At 41.4% G+C, this 17,324-nt stretch carries 12 protein-coding genes and 1 pseudogene; 3 read left to right on the top strand and 10 right to left on the bottom strand.

Annotated features, from left to right (window positions below; genetic code table 11):
- Positions 1-2: 2 nt before the first annotated feature.
- From thiS to thiH, 3 genes and pseudogenes are all read left to right on the top strand, one after another.
- Positions 3-203, top strand: a complete 201-nt coding sequence (gene thiS, locus AACL31_RS05525) for a sulfur carrier protein ThiS (protein ID WP_032116426.1) — start codon at positions 3-5, stop codon at positions 201-203.
- 3 nt (positions 204-206) lie between these two features.
- On the top strand, positions 207-977 hold the full coding sequence (locus AACL31_RS05520) for a thiazole synthase (RefSeq protein WP_310512559.1): 771 nt from the start codon (positions 207-209) through the stop codon (positions 975-977).
- Positions 974-2,094 (top strand): annotated as a pseudogene (gene thiH / locus AACL31_RS05515) (2-iminoacetate synthase ThiH). Before AACL31_RS05520 ends, thiH begins: the two are co-directional and overlap by 4 nt.
- A 142-nt stretch (positions 2,095-2,236) precedes the next feature.
- On the opposite strand, the gene AACL31_RS05510 reads toward thiH, so the two are convergent.
- From AACL31_RS05510 to tuf, 10 genes are all read right to left on the bottom strand, one after another.
- Positions 2,237-3,571 carry a polysaccharide deacetylase family protein gene (locus AACL31_RS05510; protein WP_310512558.1) on the bottom strand — a complete coding sequence of 445 codons (1,335 nt, stop codon included), beginning with the start codon at positions 3,569-3,571 and terminating at the stop codon, positions 2,237-2,239.
- A gap of 73 nt (positions 3,572-3,644) precedes the next feature.
- Positions 3,645-7,865 (bottom strand): DNA-directed RNA polymerase subunit beta', encoded by a 4,221-nt coding sequence (rpoC, locus tag AACL31_RS05505; protein WP_310512557.1) that lies wholly within the window; start codon positions 7,863-7,865, stop codon positions 3,645-3,647.
- Between the two features lie 115 nt (positions 7,866-7,980).
- Complete coding sequence (rpoB, locus tag AACL31_RS05500) at positions 7,981-12,009, bottom strand: DNA-directed RNA polymerase subunit beta (protein WP_310512556.1); 4,029 nt, start codon at positions 12,007-12,009, stop codon at positions 7,981-7,983.
- A 345-nt stretch (positions 12,010-12,354) separates the two neighbouring features.
- Entirely contained in the window at positions 12,355-12,717 is a 363-nt protein-coding gene (gene rplL / locus AACL31_RS05495; RefSeq protein WP_310512555.1) for a 50S ribosomal protein L7/L12, read from the bottom strand.
- 61 nt (positions 12,718-12,778) lie between these two features.
- Complete coding sequence (gene rplJ / locus AACL31_RS05490; protein ID WP_310512554.1) at positions 12,779-13,276, bottom strand: 50S ribosomal protein L10; 498 nt, start codon at positions 13,274-13,276, stop codon at positions 12,779-12,781.
- Between the two features lie 305 nt (positions 13,277-13,581).
- On the bottom strand, positions 13,582-14,283 hold the full coding sequence (gene rplA, locus AACL31_RS05485; RefSeq protein ID WP_310512553.1) for a 50S ribosomal protein L1: 702 nt from the start codon (positions 14,281-14,283) through the stop codon (positions 13,582-13,584).
- 3 nt (positions 14,284-14,286) lie between these two features.
- A complete protein-coding gene (rplK, locus tag AACL31_RS05480; RefSeq protein WP_032116418.1) occupies positions 14,287-14,715 on the bottom strand; it encodes a 50S ribosomal protein L11 in 429 nt (142 codons plus the stop codon).
- A 144-nt stretch (positions 14,716-14,859) separates the two neighbouring features.
- Entirely contained in the window at positions 14,860-15,405 is a 546-nt protein-coding gene (nusG, locus tag AACL31_RS05475) for a transcription termination/antitermination protein NusG (protein ID WP_310512552.1), read from the bottom strand.
- Position 15,406: 1 nt separating this feature from the next.
- Positions 15,407-15,790, bottom strand: coding sequence for a preprotein translocase subunit SecE (gene secE / locus AACL31_RS05470; protein ID WP_290604365.1), 384 nt, complete (start codon positions 15,788-15,790; stop codon positions 15,407-15,409).
- A gap of 280 nt (positions 15,791-16,070) precedes the next feature.
- On the bottom strand, positions 16,071-17,255 hold the full coding sequence (gene tuf, locus AACL31_RS05465) for an elongation factor Tu (protein WP_032116381.1): 1,185 nt from the start codon (positions 17,253-17,255) through the stop codon (positions 16,071-16,073).
- Positions 17,256-17,324 lie beyond the last annotated feature (69 nt).

The following is a 17,324-nucleotide window of genomic DNA, read 5'->3' as shown; positions in this document are numbered from 1 at the left end:
ATATGCACATTATGCTAAATGATCGACTGATCGAACTTAATAGTGCAATCACAATCAGCCAATTATTTGATCATCTGAAACTTAACGCATCAGGTATTGCAATAGCAATTAATCAGATCATTATTCCCCGTGAAGATTGGAACCATCACTATATTAACCACCAAGATAAGATCCTGTTATTCCAGGCCATTGCCGGAGGCTAATTTATGTTAAAAATTGCTGATACTGTTTTTCAATCACGTTTATTTATTGGTAGCGGAAAATTCGCTAATTCATCATTGATGACCCAAGCTATACAAGCTTCTGGCAGTCAGTTAGTCACCATGGCGATGAAGAGGCTTGATTTAATAAATAAAAATGATGATATTTTAGCGCCATTACAAAAAATCGGCGTCAAATTATTACCTAATACTTCTGGTGCTAAAAATGCCCAAGAAGCTCTATTTGCCGCTCGTCTAGCGCGTGAAGCCTTAGCCACAAACTGGATAAAACTTGAGATCCACCCCGATACAAAATACTTATTACCCGATCCGATTGAGACGTTAAAAGCGGCTGAACTATTGGTAAAAGAAGGTTTTATTGTTTTACCTTATTGTAGTGCCGATCCTGTCTTGTGTCGGCGTTTAGAGGAGGTAGGTTGCGCCGCTGTGATGCCGCTTGGCGCACCTATCGGTACCAATAAAGGATTAATTACCTACGATTTTCTACAAATTATTGTTGAACAAGCCTCGATCCCAGTTGTTGTCGATGCAGGGCTCGGAGCACCCAGTCATGCATTAGCCGCTTTGGAGATGGGAGCCGATGCTGTACTGGTAAATACCGCCATTGCCGTTGCTAATGATCCTGTTGCAATGGCTCACGCTTTTCGCATTGCCACTGAAGCAGGTGAGATAGTACAAGCGGCTGGACTCGCGGCGCAGCAGCATCAAGCGGCATCCACTAGCCCTTTAACTCAATTCCTCGAGGCATTTCAATAATGACGGCTTTTACTGAAATTTATCAGCAACTTGATTGGCAGCAACTAGCGATACAAATTAATAGCAAATCGGCTCAAGAGGTTGAAAAAGCGATTTGCTCAGACAGACCGTCCCTGAATGATTTTATGGCTCTCATTTCACCCGCTGCCTATCCCTATCTGGAAGTTATCGCTCAAAAAGCGCAAAAATTAACCCGCCAGCGCTTTGGCAATACTGTTGGTCTTTATGTACCGCTCTACCTGTCTAACCTGTGTGCTAATAATTGTACTTATTGTGGTTTTTCCATGCACAACCCAATCAAACGAAAAACACTTCACGAAACAGAAATTATTGCAGAATGCGAAGCGCTACGTTCCATTGGATATAATAATCTCTTGCTGGTAACCGGTGAACATCCAAGCAAAGTGGGGATGAATTATTTTCGCCAATATATTCCATTAATTAAAAAATATTTCAGTACGCTATTGATGGAGGTTCAGCCATTAACAATTACAGAATATAGGGAACTGAAAGAAATTGGCTTAGATGGTGTACTGGTTTACCAGGAAACTTATCATCAACCAACTTATCAGCAGCACCATTTACGGGGGAAAAAACAAGATTTTTTTTGGCGTCTAGAAACACCGGATCGCCTTGGCCAGGCCGGTATTGATAAAATCGGCTTAGGTGCACTAATCGAATTATCCGATAATTGGCGAGTTGACTATTATCTCGTCGCAAATCATCTATCTTATCTGCAAAAAAATATTGGAAAAGCCGTTACTCTATTTCTTTCCCCCGAATACGCGCTTGTATAGGGGGTATTCAGCCAGCATCAACCATCCACGAAGCAGAATTAATTCAATTAATTTGCGCTTTCCGTTTATTGGCACCCGAAGTTGAGCTTTCATTATCAACCCGTGAATCTCCTTTTTTCCGTGATAATATTATTCCACTGGTTATCAATACCCTTAGCGCTGGTTCAAAGACTCAACCCGGTGGTTATGCTGATAATCATCAAGCACTGGAGCAATTTACTGTCTATGATAATCGCAGCGCTGAAACCATGGCTAAGGTTATTATCAATGCTGGACTCCAACCCGTCTGGAAAGATTGGGATCACCATTTAGGCCGTTAGTAAAACACCACCTTAATCGGTGGTGATAGCGGGTCTACTCGATCAAATGGTTAATTTTTAATTCCTTTTTTCTAGCAACTAAATAGAATAAAAATTTGCCTAGCTATGATCTTACCTATAGTGATACCTACATAATGAGTCTTTATTGATCAACAATAATGTCTTTATTAATAATTTGTTGCTCGCCATTGCCCACCATTTGGGCAAATTTTTCCATTGGATCATTCCGCAAGGCATATAATCGTTTCAAGGCATACGGATTATCACCCAGTTTCACTTTACCTTGAATAGTCGTCAGTGCCAACATCATTCCAGCAGCTTTTGCCGCATCCATGACCTGTCCATTATAGGCACCAAAAGGATATGCCAAGTAACGTTGAAAGGGATTAAATGGCGCTAATACACGACGAGAATGGGCAAAATCAAGTTTTACTGTACGATAAGATCGGCTAAAAATAATTGGTTGATTTTTATTATCTAATCTATGTAGAAAATGGGAGTGAGATTGAATATCAAAGACATCGCGACTGTTTTTCAACTCATGTCTACTCATAAATTGTAAACCATTCGGATCCCATTTTTGATCATGAAATTTAATCCGCGAGGAGATAACAAAAAGCGTTGCCAGCTGCGCATGCGCTTTCAAGATTGGATAAGCATAGCGATAAACCGATTTTAAGCCATTATCAAAAGTTATACTGACTACCTTACCCGGTAAATTAATTTTTTTCTTTAAATAACCATCAACTTCATCCAAGGTAATTGTCTGATAACCCGCTTGTTTTAAGTAATCCATTTGAGCTTTAAAAGCTGTTACCGAAGTAGTTGTTGAAGTATGGCGAAATAATTTATTTTCATTATCAGGAAGTAAATGATGATAGGTGAGAATTGGGATCCCTTTATCTAATGAAACATCTTGACCATTAATAAAAGCCAGTCTACCACCAAGATCAATAATAAACCAAGAGCTCATGGATGATGAGTCAAACTCAACTTTCTTCGCTATTCGACTTAGTACTGGATAACGTAAATTGGCGGACAGAAAACCAATAACCGTGCTTTTCTCATCTGCATTTTCATAGATAGGCGTTTTTTCATTGTTCACTAAATAGTCATAAACTGGCTGATCTAATTGTTTTAAAGTATCCGCCGGAAACTGATTTTTTTTTGCCTCAAAAGCTTGTTGCTGAGTAATATAGCCAACACTATTACCAAAATGAAAACGGTAAAAATTATTTTTCGCCTGTTGCATAAGTAAAACCGAATTTTTCAATAACCAACCAGCTGGCCGTATTTTTCCTCCCACTACCGCATAAATCACACTATCCTGGCTAACTTTCATTGGTTTGTTGAGATCAACATCAAGACGTTTTTCTAACAATGGAACCATGCTGTTTTCCGCATAAAGTGGAAAACTGAGAAAAAAAGAAATAAAAATACTCAATATATATAAAGTAATAAAACGACAGCGTGTCATTATTTAATTTTCTCCATAATATAGCTATAAAAATGCCCTCGTTATGAGGGCATTTTTTACAGATCAAGCTGCATTATTCATGGTCTCGGTTACCAAAACCCGCATTTAGCAATTCTGCCAAATTAGCCGTTGCCCCATCAGCGCTAACTTGTGATGATTCAACAGGTTCATTAACCATATGACGACGACGCATCCGATCTTGATGATATGCATAGCCTGTACCGGCAGGAATTAGACGGCCAACAATGACGTTCTCCTTCAAACCACGAAGTTCATCACGTTTTCCAGCCACCGCAGCTTCGGTAAGCACACGTGTTGTTTCCTGGAATGACGCTGCTGAGATAAAGGACTCTGTCGCCAGAGACGCTTTGGTAATACCTAACAGATCACGACTGAAGGTAGCAGGCACTTTTCCATCTTGCTCTAATTTACGATTAGCTACTTTAACGCGTGCATACTCTATTTGTTCACCTTCCAAGAATTCAGAGCTACCAGCATCAACAATTGTGACTTTACGTAACATCTGACGAACGATAACTTCAATATGCTTATCGTTAATTTTAACGCCTTGTAGACGATAAACTTCCTGGACTTCATTGGTGATATAACGAGCAACAGCATGCGCTCCACGCAAACGTAAAATATCATGCGGTGATTCCGGGCCATCAGAAATCACATCACCACGCTCAACTCGCTCACCTTCAAAGACATTAAGCTGACGCCATTTAGGGATCATTTCTTCGTATGCATCATCACCATCTATCGGTGTGATAACTAGGCGACGCTTACCTTTAGTTTCCTTACCAAAAGAAATAATACCGCTAATTTCAGCCAAAATAGCCGGCTCTTTTGGTCGACGTGCTTCGAATAGATCAGCAACCCGTGGTAAACCACCAGTAATATCCTTAGTACCGCCCGATTCTTGTGGAATACGAGCTAAGGTATCACCAATATTAATTGTTGCACCATCATCCAATTGAACAATCGCTTTACCAGGCAAGAAATATTGCGCTGGCATATCAGTACCCGGAATTAATACATCATTGCCTTTCGCATCAGCAACACGCAATGCAGGACGCAAATCTTTACTACCCGCAGTACGCTCAGCTGTATCGAGCACAACAATTGATGATAAACCCGTTAGTTCATCTGTCTGACGTATAATAGATTGTCCATCTGCCATATCAGAGAAACGAATAATACCCGCAACTTCACTGATAACCGGCATGGTATGTGGATCCCAGTTAGCAACGGTTTCACCACCATTAACGCCATCACCTTTATTCAGGTGTGCACCGTAAGGAACTTTATAGCTTTCTTTGGTTCGACCAAATTCATCTACCACTCGCAATTCTGTATTACGAGAAGTGATAACCAAGTGACCTTCAGAGTTTTTTACAAACTTAGCATTAACTAGTTTGATATTACCTTTGTTACGTACCTGAATACTCGATTCCGCAGCAGCACGTGATGCCGCACCACCAATATGGAATGTACGCATTGTTAACTGTGTGCCAGGCTCACCGATTGATTGAGCAGCAATAACACCAACAGCTTCACCTTTATTGATGATATGACCCCGCGCTAAATCATGTCCATAACATTTCGCACAAACACCGAAGTCAGTTTCACAACTTACAACAGAGCGTACTTTTACGCTATCAACAGAGTTAGCTTCCAGTTCATCACACCATTTTTCACTTAATAAGGCGTTACGCGGTATTAAAATGTCCGCTGTACCAGGTACTAATATATCTTCCGCGGTGACTCGACCCAAGACACGTTCGCGTAAAGGTTCTTTAACGTCACCACCTTCAATAACTGGTGTCATTAAAATACCGTCGTGGGTACCACAATCATCCTCAGTGACAACCAGATCTTGTGAAACATCAACTAAACGACGGGTTAAATAACCTGAGTTTGCTGTCTTCAAGGCGGTATCGGCTAGACCTTTACGTGCACCGTGAGTTGAAATGAAGTATTGTAATACGTTCAAACCTTCACGGAAGTTAGCGGTGATCGGTGTCTCGATAATTGAACCATCCGGCTTCGCCATCAAACCACGCATACCCGCTAACTGACGGATCTGTGCGGCAGAACCACGTGCTCCAGAGTCAGCCATCATAAAGATGCTGTTAAACGAAACTTGTTGTTCGTCTTGGCCATCACGGTTAACAACGGTTTCTGTGGATAAATTCTCCATCATCGCTTTTGCGACACGCTCATTAGCCGCAGCCCAAATGTCAATAACTTTGTTATAACGTTCGCCCGCAGTAACCAGACCTGATTGGAACTGTTCTTGAATTTCAGCAACCTCAGCTTCAGCTTCAGCAATAATACTGGCTTTCTTCTCCGGTATTACCATATCATCAATACCAACAGAAGCACCAGAACGAGCTGCATAAGCAAAACCGGTGTACATGATCTGGTCGGCAAAGATAACGGTTGGTTTTAAACCTAAAACACGGTAACAAGTATTAAGCATTTTAGAAATTGCTTTTTTACCCAACGGCTGATTAACCAATGAGTATGGCAGGCCTTTAGGTACAATCATCCATAAGATAGCGCGACCAATTGTGGTATCAACTAACTGAGTTGCAACCTCAACATTACCTTCACCATCACGGACTTCTTCTGTAATACGGACTTTAACGCGAGCATGTAATGATGCTAAGCCTGCACGGTAAACCCGCTCAGCTTCTTTCGGGCCAGACAATACCATGCCTTCACCTTCAGCATTTACACAATCACGTGTCATATAGTACAAACCAAGTACCACGTCTTGAGAAGGTACTATGATAGGTTCACCACTGGCTGGCGACAAAATATTATTTGTCGACATCATTAAGGCACGCGCTTCTAACTGCGCTTCTAAAGTTAACGGGACGTGAACAGCCATCTGGTCACCGTCAAAGTCAGCGTTATAAGCAGCACACACAAGTGGGTGTAATTGGATTGCTTTACCTTCAATCAAAATAGGCTCAAACGCCTGAATACCAAGACGATGCAGCGTTGGAGCACGGTTTAGCATCACCGGATGTTCACGAATCACTTCATCGAGAATATCCCAGACGACAGCTTCTTCACGCTCAACCATCTTCTTGGCTGCTTTGATCGTTGTCGCTAATCCACGTAATTCCAATTTACCATAAATAAATGGCTTAAATAATTCTAATGCCATTCTCTTCGGCAAACCACATTGGTGCAGGCGAAGATAAGGACCAACCGTGATAACAGAACGACCTGAGTAATCAACTCGCTTACCCAGTAAGTTCTGACGGAAACGACCTTGCTTACCTTTGATCATATCGGCCAAAGATTTCAGCGGACGTTTATTCGAACCAGTAATCGCACGTCCACGACGTCCATTATCCAGCAGTGCGTCAACCGCTTCTTGTAGCATTCGTTTTTCATTACGTACAATGATATCAGGCGCAGCCAAATCCAATAGACGCTTTAAACGATTGTTACGGTTAATAACGCGACGATATAAATCATTTAAATCAGAAGTTGCAAAGCGACCACCATCTAGCGGAACAAGCGGACGCAAATCCGGCGGTAATACCGGTAGTACATTCAGGATCATCCACTCAGGCTTATTACCAGACTGAATAAACGCTTCTAGCAGTTTGATACGCTTAGTCAATTTCTTCCGCTTAGTTTCAGAGTTAGTTGTATTTAACTCTTCACGTAGTACTTCACACTCTTGCTCCAAATCGAGATTTTTTAGCAAAGATTGGATAGCTTCTGCACCCATTTTAGCGTCAAATTCATCACCAAACTCTTCCAAAGCATCAAGATATTGCTCTTCAGTCAAGATTTGTCCACGCTCTAAGCTTGTCATACCCCCTTCGACCACAACATAAGATTCGAAGTAGAGTACCCGCTCAATATCACGCAAAGGCATATCAAGTAACAAACCAATACGTGACGGTAATGATTTTAAAAACCAGATATGTGCTGTTGGTGAAGCCAACTCAATATGACCCATACGTTCACGACGCACTTTAGTCTGAGTAACCTCAACACCACATTTCTCACAAATCACACCTCGGTGTTTTAATCGTTTATATTTACCACACAAACATTCATAATCTTTAACTGGCCCGAAAATACGTGCACAGAAAAGACCATCACGCTCAGGTTTGAACGTACGGTAGTTAATAGTTTCTGGCTTTTTCACTTCACCAAATGACCATGAACGGATCATATCTGGAGAGGCCAGAGCAATCTTGATCGCATCAAACTCTTCTGTTTTAGTCTGTGCTTTCAGAAACTTTAATAAGTCTTTCACGGAATGGCTCCTGTCGGAGTTAAACCTGCTAGGAAGCGGTTTTAACCACTTCCTCCTAAACCCAGTGTAACAATTTATAAAGCTTAGTCGCGACTAAGCTTTACAACATCACTTATTACTCGTCTTCCAGTTCGATGTTAATACCCAGCGAACGGATCTCTTTCAATAATACATTGAAAGACTCCGGCATCCCTGGTTCCATCTGATGGTTGCCGTCTACGATGTTTTTATACATCTTAGTACGTCCGTTCACATCATCGGATTTAACGGTAAGCATTTCTTGCAAGGTGTAAGCGGCGCCATATGCTTCCAGAGCCCAAACTTCCATCTCACCAAAACGCTGACCACCAAACTGTGCTTTACCACCCAACGGTTGTTGAGTAACCAGACTATAGGAGCCTGTTGAACGTGCATGCATTTTATCATCAACAAGATGATTCAGTTTTAGCATATACATATAGCCAACTGTCACCTGACGTTCAAATTTCTCGCCTGTACGACCATCATACAATGTAATCTGACCGGAAGTCGGCAACTCAGCTAAAGTCAATAGTTCTTTGATTTCCTTTTCTTTTGCACCATCAAAGACCGGTGTCGCAATTGGCATACCTTTCTTCAAATTATGTGCTAACCGCAGAACTTGTTCATCAGAAAAGGTACTGAGATCAACTTTTTGACGAGGATCATCTCCTAAGTCATAAGCTTTCTGAATAAATTCTCTCAATTTGGCTACTTCACTCTGTTGTTTCAGCATGGCATTGATTTTATCACCAATACCTTTAGCAGCCATCCCCAAATGGGTTTCCAGAATTTGACCAATATTCATACGTGATGGTACGCCCAGTGGGTTCAAAACGATATCAACAGGGTTACCACTTTCATCGTAAGGCATGTCTTCAACAGGGTTTATTTTTGAAATAACACCTTTGTTACCATGCCGGCCGGCCATTTTATCGCCCGGTTGGATTTGGCGTTTTACTGCCAAATAAACTTTAACGATTTTCAATACGCCTGGCGCTAAATCATCACCTTGAGTGATCTTACGACGTTTAGCCTCTAGCTTCTTCTCAAATTTAGCTTTCAGCTCATCATACTGCTCAGCTAATTGCTCTAGCTGATTTTGTTTTTCTTCATCCTTTAAGGATAATTCTAACCAACGTTCACGCGGTAATTTATCCAGTTTTTCACCTTCAATACCGCCATTAGTTAGTACTGCTCGGATACGGGCAAATAGACCTGATTCAAAGATACGCAACTCTTCAGTTAAGTCTTTCTTCGCATCACGAAGCTGCATTTCTTCGATTTCTAACGCACGTTTATCTTTCTCTACGCCATCACGGGTAAAGACTTGTACATCAATAACCGTTCCTGATACCCCATTTGGTACCCGCAGTGAAGAATCTTTAACATCAGAAGCTTTTTCACCAAAAATGGCGCGCAACAATTTCTCTTCTGGCGTTAATTGCGTTTCACCTTTCGGTGTTACCTTACCAACCAGAATGTCGCCGCCCGTTACTTCAGCACCGATATAAACAATACCTGATTCATCCAATTTGGATAATGCAGCTTCACCTACGTTAGGAATATCTGCCGTAATCTCTTCTGGCCCTAACTTAGTATCACGTGATACACAAGCTAATTCCTGAATATGAATGGTGGTAAAACGATCTTCCTGTACCACTCGTTCAGATACCAAAATAGAATCTTCAAAGTTGTAACCATTCCAGGGCATGAACGCCACGCGCATATTTTGACCAAGCGCCAATTCACCTAAATCAGTCGATGGTCCATCAGCCAAAACATCACCGCGTTCAATCGGTTCACCGAGCGAAACACATGGCATTTGATTAATACAAGTGTTCTGATTAGAACGCGTATATTTAGTCAGATTATAGATGTCAATGCCGGCTTCACCAGGATACATTTCATCTTCATTAACTTTGATAACAATACGTGAAGCGTCAACATACTGAACGGTACCACCACGTTTAGCTACCGCTGTTACTCCAGAGTCAACAGCAACGGCACGCTCCATACCCGTTCCAACCAATGGTTTATCTGAGCGTAACGTCGGTACCGCCTGACGTTGCATGTTCGCACCCATCAATGCACGGTTTGCGTCATCATGCTCAAGGAATGGAATTAATGAAGCACCAACAGAAACAACCTGCTGGGTTGAAACGTCCATATATTCCACCTGATCTTGGCTGAATAAACTGGATTCACCTTTATTACGGCAAGTGATTAATTCTTCAACAAACCGACCATCATCATCTAAAACAGTATTCGCCTGAGCAATGATGTAGTTACCTTCTTCAATCGCTGACAAATAATGAATTTCATCAGTAACGATACCATCTCGTACCAAACGATAAGGTGTTTCCAAAAAACCATACTCATTGGTTTGTGCATAGACAGACAATGAGTTAATCAAACCGATATTCGGTCCTTCAGGTGTTTCAATTGGACATACACGTCCGTAGTGCGTTGGATGTACGTCACGAACTTCAAAGCCAGCTCGTTCACGTGTTAATCCAGCTGGCCCTAATGCTGAAATACGACGTTTATGTGTGATTTCAGACAGTGGGTTATTCTGATCCATAAACTGCGATAATTGGCTGGAACCAAAAAACTCTTTAACCGCAGCAGAAATCGGCTTCGCGTTAATCATGTCCTGAGGCATTAATGCATCTAAATCACCTAATGATAAACGCTCTTTAACCGCACGCTCAACGCGCACTAAACCAACTCGGAACTGATTTTCAGCCATTTCGCCAACCGAACGAATACGACGGTTACCTAAATGGTCAATATCATCAACTTCACCTTTACCGTTGCGAATACCAATGAGTTTTTTCATTACATCAATGATATCTTGTTTACTTAAGATGCTTGAGCCTTCAATTGCTTCACGATCTAGTGAGCGATTAAATTTCATGCGCCCTACAGCGGAAAGATCATAACGTTCTTCAGAAAAAAATAAGTTTTCGAACAGATTTTCTGCCGCTTCGCGAGTAGGTGGCTCGCCTGGACGCATCATACGGTAAATTTCAACTAATGCACTTAAACGATCATTTGTTGGATCAGTACGCAATGTTTCTGAAATATATGCACCATGATCTAAGTCATTAGTAAATAAGGTCTCAATGGTTTTATGACCGCCTTGACTTAGACGTGCCAACATATCCAGAGAAAGCTCTGTATTAGCTGTACAGATTAATTCGCCGGTACTTTCATCAATGTAATCTTTAGCTACCACTTTACCAGCAATATACTCAACAGGTACTTCAATACTGCTGATTTGGTCTTTTTCTAGCTGACGAATGTGACGTGCAGTAATACGGCGGCCCTTTTCAATATAGACTTTACCGTTGGCTTCAATATCAAAAGAAGCCGTTTCACCACGTAAACGTTCAGGTATCAACGTCATCAACAGTTTATTATCACTGATTTGGAAAATCGTTTTCTCAAAAAAGAGATTGAGGATTTCTTCGGTACCATAATCCATCGCACGTAGAATAATGGTCGCCGGTAATTTACGACGGCGATCAATACGAACGAAAAGATTATCTTTAGGATCAAATTCAAAATCTAACCATGAACCACGGTAAGGAATAATGCGTGCATTATATAATACCTTACCTGAAGAATGGGTTTTACCTTTATCACTATCAAAAAATACACCAGGGCTGCGATGTAATTGAGAGACAATAACACGCTCTGTACCATTGATAATAAAAGTACCATTATCTGTCATGAGTGGAATTTCACCCATGTAAACTTCTTGCTCTTTTATATCCTTTACGGTGCCTTCTGGTGCTTCACGCTCGTAAATAACAAGGCGTAGCTTAACCCGTAAAGGAGCAGAATAAGTGACACCACGGATCTGACATTCTTTAACATCAAATACAGGTTCACCAAGACGATAGCTAACATATTGCAATTCAGCATTGCCACTGTAGCTTTGAATTGGAAATACAGAACGGAATGCTGCTTCCAGCCCATTCTGACCTTCTAAATCTTGCTCGATAAATTTAGCGAACGAGTCAAGTTGGATAGATAAAAGATAAGGAACACCCAAAACTTGCGGACGTTTGCCAAAATCCTTACGAATACGTTTTTTCTCGGTATAGGAGTAAACCATAGGGTTCCTCAGCTTGCTGATCAGTGGCCCACTCTGTCCGTCCTAAAGGACAGCATCTGCAACACTATTTTTTGGAACGGAAAACAGATTATTTTCCATAATACTTATTGCTATTACTCTTAAATCATTTCATTGCATTATATAACTACCAAGCTTTAATTGTCAGAGTCATAAACGCAGTATATTAAGTCGTCAATAGCAAAAAGCATTGAAAGGATAACTCAGTAACTAAACAGTGTGAAATATTACTGATACCCTAATACACTTTATAGCGCAAAAAGGCTGGTGACTAAAAAATCACCAGCCGTCAGCCTATAAAATTAGGCTGCCAACTTAAAGCAAAGCTTATTTAACTTCAACAGAAGCACCCGCGTCTTCCAGCGATTTCTTCAATGTTTCAGATTCGTCTTTGCTTACTGCTTCTTTAATTGTTGCTGGCGCTGATTCTACCATTTCTTTAGCTTCTTTTAGTCCTAAGCCAGTTGCTGTACGAACAGCTTTAATAACCGCAACCTTGTTAGCACCAATAGCAGACAAGATAACATCAAATTCAGTTTTTTCTTCAACTGCTTCAGCTGCATCAACCGCGACTGCTGCCGCAGCAGAAACGCCAAACTTCTCTTCCATCATAGTGATCAGTGCAACAACGTCCATTACAGACATTTCTGCAACTGCATCAAGAATTTGTTCTTTAGTTATTACAGACATAACAAGGGTTCCTAAAATTCAGAAATATTTTATACGTTAAAAAGCAACAACGGAAATAGCTTTAAGCAGCTTCTTTCTGATCGCGTAGTGCCGCCATAATGCGAGCCAACTTACCTGCAGAGGCTTCTTTCATGGTTGACATCAGACGCGCAATTGCTTCTTCGTAAGTTGGAAGAGTTGCCAAACGATCGATTTGATTCGCTGGGATAAGCTCTCCTTCAAAGGCTGCTGCTTTAATCTCGAATGCTGGATTCGCTTTCGCGAATTCTTTAAACAAACGAGCTGCTGCGCCCGGATGTTCATTAGAAAAAGCAATCAAGGTTGGACCAATAAACGCTTCTTTGAGGCACTCATAAGCAGTACCTTCAACAACACGGCGCATCAACGTATTACGAACAACACGCAGATAAACACCCGCTTCGCGACCTGCTTTACGCAGTTCAGTCATTTTATCTACAGCTACACCACGAGAATCCGCGACAACTGCAGACAGCGCACCTTTGGCTACTTCGCTGACTTCAGCAACAATCGCTTGTTTGTCTTGAAGAATTAGTGCCATTAGCTTCTTGCTCCTGGATTAACCGGGTTACCCCGGGACTCACATCACTCAAAACATCCCATATGTTTGAGCGTTAAATACGGTGAGCAGAATCCAGAAATTAATCTTAGTGGCTCTGTCACCGTCTACGTAGGATATTAAGTAATCACTTACACCTACGGTCTTGGACGGGGCCTGGATAAGGCCAGGCACCAACCTAAATTCGGCGTTTGCTATTTTCTGTTTAAAATAGAAATAGCAAACATAAGGCGCCAAATTCTATACAAATTTAACACAAAGGTAAAGCTAAAAATGATACTCAAAAATTATGCTGACGCAGATAATCCTGCTTGATCAACAGCAACTCCTGCTCCCATCGTGGTAGATAGGCTAATTTTCTTAATATAAACACCTTTAGCAGAAGAGGGTTTTGCTTTTTTCAACGCAACCAATAGTGCTTCAAGGTTTTCTTTTAATTTACTATCGTCAAAATCAACTTTACCGATAGTGGTATGAATGATACCGTTTTTATCATTACGATAACGGATCTGACCCGCTTTGGCATTTTGAACCGCTTCAGCGATATTAGGCGTTACTGTACCAACTTTAGGATTTGGCATTAAGCCACGAGGTCCTAAAATCTGACCTAACTGGCCAACAATGCGCATTGCGTCTGGCGAAGCAATAACAACATCAAAGTCCATTTCACCCTTTTTAATTTTATCAGCCAGTTCTTCCATACCAACTAATTCAGCTCCAGCAGCTGTCGCAGCTTCAGCATTCGCTCCTTGAGTAAATACCGCAACACGAACAGAACGACCGGTACCATGCGGCAAAACAGTTGCCCCACGAACATTTTGATCAGATTTACGTGCATCAATACCAAGATTAACTGCAACGTCAACGCTTTCTACAAATTTAGCCGTCGCCAATTCTTTCAAAAGTGTAATTGCTTCAGTAATATCATATTGTTTAGTTGCATCAATCTTTTCACGGATATTGCGCATATGCTTGGTTAGTTTAGCCATTGATTAACCCTCCACCACCAAGCCCATGGAACGAGCAGTACCTTCAATTGAACGCATCATCGCTTCAATATCAGCCCCTGTCATATCCGCAGCTTTAGTTTCAGCAATTTCACGAATTTGTGCGCTGGTTACTTTACCAACTTTCTCTTTATTTGGTGTACCTGAACCTGATTTAACACCCGCTGCTTTTTTCAGTAATACCGCGGCAGGTGGTGTCTTGGTTATAAATGTAAATGAACGGTCTGAATAGACAGTAATTACAACTGGAATTGGCAAGCCTTTTTCTAAGCTATCTGTCTTAGCATTAAACGCTTTACAAAATTCCATGATATTCACACCTTGCTGACCCAAAGCTGGACCAACAGGAGGACTAGGATTAGCCATGCCTGCTGCAACTTGCAGCTTAACATAGGCTTGTACTTTCTTAGCCATGCATATTTCCTCTAATTGGGTAATGTCGCCTCAATTATGAAGCTCCCCTGTGTATATAATGACCTGGGCAATTTTCAGACCATAAAAAATAAAAAGCGCGAAATTGTAGCTAAATTTCCCGCCTTTAGCAAGTTGTCAAGTGTATTACACTTTTTCTACTTGACTAAAATCTAATTCTACCGGTGTTGCACGACCGAAAATAGAAACCGATACTTTAAGACGGCTCTTTTCATAATCAACTTCTTCAACCACACCGTTGAAATCTGCAAATGGACCATCACTAACACGAACCATTTCTCCTGGCTCAAACAGTGTTTTGGGTCGCGGCTTATCCCCTACTTGCTGCAAGCGATTCATAATCGCATCAACTTCTTTATCGCTAATAGGAGCTGGGCGATCTGGTGTACCACCAATAAAACCCATAACACGTGGTACACTGCGCACTAAATGCCAGCTAGCATCATCCATAGTCATTTGAACTAAAACATATCCTGGAAAGAATTTTCGTTCACTTTTACGACGTTGGCCACTTCGAATTTCCATAACTTCTTCGATTGGCACCATCACTTCACCAAACTTATCTTCCATATCATGCAACTTGATATATTCACGCAATGACTGGGCAACTCTAGCTTCAAAACCAGAAAATGCTTGAATAACATACCAGCGTTTTTTAGGGGATTCAGACATCTTAGAACCTCAGGCCTGTAATAAATGAAACTAAACGCACCAGTATACCATCTAATCCCCAAAGAATTAGTGCCATAACGGCAGTAACTGCCGCAACAATTAATGTTGTCTGTAATGTTTCCTGGCGCGTTGGCCAAATGACTTTACGCATTTCAATACGAGCTTCGCGAGCAAATGCTAAAGTTGCTTTTCCTTTTGCTGTCCACAATGCAATGCCACCAGCAAGCGCGGCAATAGCAACAACTGCTATGACACGTAATGCAAGATTGTATTGTCGGAAATAATAATTACCAACAATAGCAATAACTAAAAGAATCGCGACTAATACCCATTTTGCTACATCAAAACTACGTCCGCTTTCTTGAGCATCGCTATTCACACTCATAAATCAACCCGTTACTATGATATAATAAAAAGTCAATTTGCCTCGTAAAACAATTCAAATTTGACCGAAATAAAACATACCACTATTGTATCTCACTTTACGCCATAAACCAGTATGACATTCAACTATTGAGAGACATCCAATAATTCTTTAATCAGAGCCTATCTCACCAATAATTAAACTACCATATAAACTATTGATGAGATAGGTTCTTAAATTATCCAAGCTAGTATAAAAAAGGCATCAGATGATGCCCTTTTCACAATTATTGCTCTAAAGATTAAGCAATAATTTTAGCAACGACACCGGCACCGACTGTACGGCCACCCTCACGGATCGCAAAACGCAATCCTTCATCCATCGCGATTGGCGCTATCAACGTCACTTTCATGTTGATATTATCACCTGGCATTACCATCTCTACGCCTTCTGGCAACTCGATTGTGCCCGTTACATCCGTCGTTCTAAAATAAAACTGTGGACGGTAACCTTTAAAGAATGGCGTGTGGCGACCGCCCTCATCTTTGCTCAAAATATATACTTCTGATTCAAATTGAGTATGCGGATTGATTGAACCTGGTTTTGCTAATACTTGACCACGCTCTACATCTTCACGCTTGGTACCACGTAATAATACACCTACGTTCTCACCTGCACGACCTTCGTCCAGCAGTTTGCGGAACATTTCTACGCCCGTACACGTCGTTTTGGTCGTCTCTTTAATTCCGACAATTTCAACTTCTTCACCAACCTTAACTACACCACGCTCTACACGGCCTGTTACTACGGTTCCACGGCCTGAGATCGAAAATACGTCTTCGATTGGCAACAAGAACGGTTTATCTATCGCACGCTCTGGCTCTGGGATGTAGTCATCTAATGCTTTCGCTAACTCTAGAATTTTCTCTTCCCACTCAGCAACGCCTTCCAGCGCCTTCAACGCTGAACCTTTGATTACCGGCGTGTCGTCTCCTGGGAAATCATACTGAGAAAGAAGCTCACGCACTTCCATTTCAACCAATTCCAGCAACTCTTCATCATCAACCATATCACATTTGTTCAGGAAAACGATGATGTAAGGAACACCTACCTGGCGACCTAATAGGATATGCTCACGTGTTTGTGGCATTGGACCATCTGTTGCCGCAACCACTAAAATCGCGCCGTCCATTTGTGCCGCACCGGTGATCATGTTTTTTACATAATCTGCGTGGCCTGGGCAATCAACATGGGCATAATGGCGGGTTGGCGTATCATATTCTACGTGAGAGGTAGAAATTGTGATACCGCGCGCTTTTTCTTCCGGTGCATTATCAATTTGATCAAATGCACGTGCACTACCGCCATAAGTTTTCGCTAATACGGTGGTGATTGCTGCAGTTAAAGTTGTTTTACCATGGTCAACGTGGCCGATTGTACCAACGTTAACGTGCGGTTTTTTACGTTCAAATTTTTCTTTAGACACGACTCTATTCCTTATAGAGTTCTCTCAAACAATAGGAGAGAACCAGATTAAATAGTTAAACCGAAAGCC

Origin of the sequence: Arsenophonus endosymbiont of Crataerina pallida, from assembly GCF_964020125.1 — a bacterium.
Lineage (GTDB): Bacteria > Pseudomonadota > Gammaproteobacteria > Enterobacterales > Enterobacteriaceae > Arsenophonus > Arsenophonus nilaparvatae.
The sequence above is the reverse complement of the archived record's forward strand: the minus strand, read 5'-3'. Positions and strand labels throughout refer to the sequence as shown.

Coding starts and splice junctions, on each gene's coding strand:
- rplK (WP_032116418.1), bottom strand. CDS start 14,715: ATGGCTAAGAAAGTACAAGCCTATGTTAAGCTGCAAGTTGCAGCAGGC.
- rpoB (WP_310512556.1), bottom strand. CDS start 12,009: ATGGTTTACTCCTATACCGAGAAAAAACGTATTCGTAAGGATTTTGGC.
- thiS (WP_032116426.1), top strand. CDS start 3: ATGCACATTATGCTAAATGATCGACTGATCGAACTTAATAGTGCAATC.
- rplL (WP_310512555.1), bottom strand. CDS start 12,717: ATGTCTGTAATAACTAAAGAACAAATTCTTGATGCAGTTGCAGAAATG.
- secE (WP_290604365.1), bottom strand. CDS start 15,790: ATGAGTGTGAATAGCGATGCTCAAGAAAGCGGACGTAGTTTTGATGTA.
- AACL31_RS05510 (WP_310512558.1), bottom strand. CDS start 3,571: ATGACACGCTGTCGTTTTATTACTTTATATATATTGAGTATTTTTATT.
- AACL31_RS05520 (WP_310512559.1), top strand. CDS start 207: ATGTTAAAAATTGCTGATACTGTTTTTCAATCACGTTTATTTATTGGT.
- nusG (WP_310512552.1), bottom strand. CDS start 15,405: ATGTCTGAATCCCCTAAAAAACGCTGGTATGTTATTCAAGCATTTTCT.
- rplA (WP_310512553.1), bottom strand. CDS start 14,283: ATGGCTAAACTAACCAAGCATATGCGCAATATCCGTGAAAAGATTGAT.
- rplJ (WP_310512554.1), bottom strand. CDS start 13,276: ATGGCACTAATTCTTCAAGACAAACAAGCGATTGTTGCTGAAGTCAGC.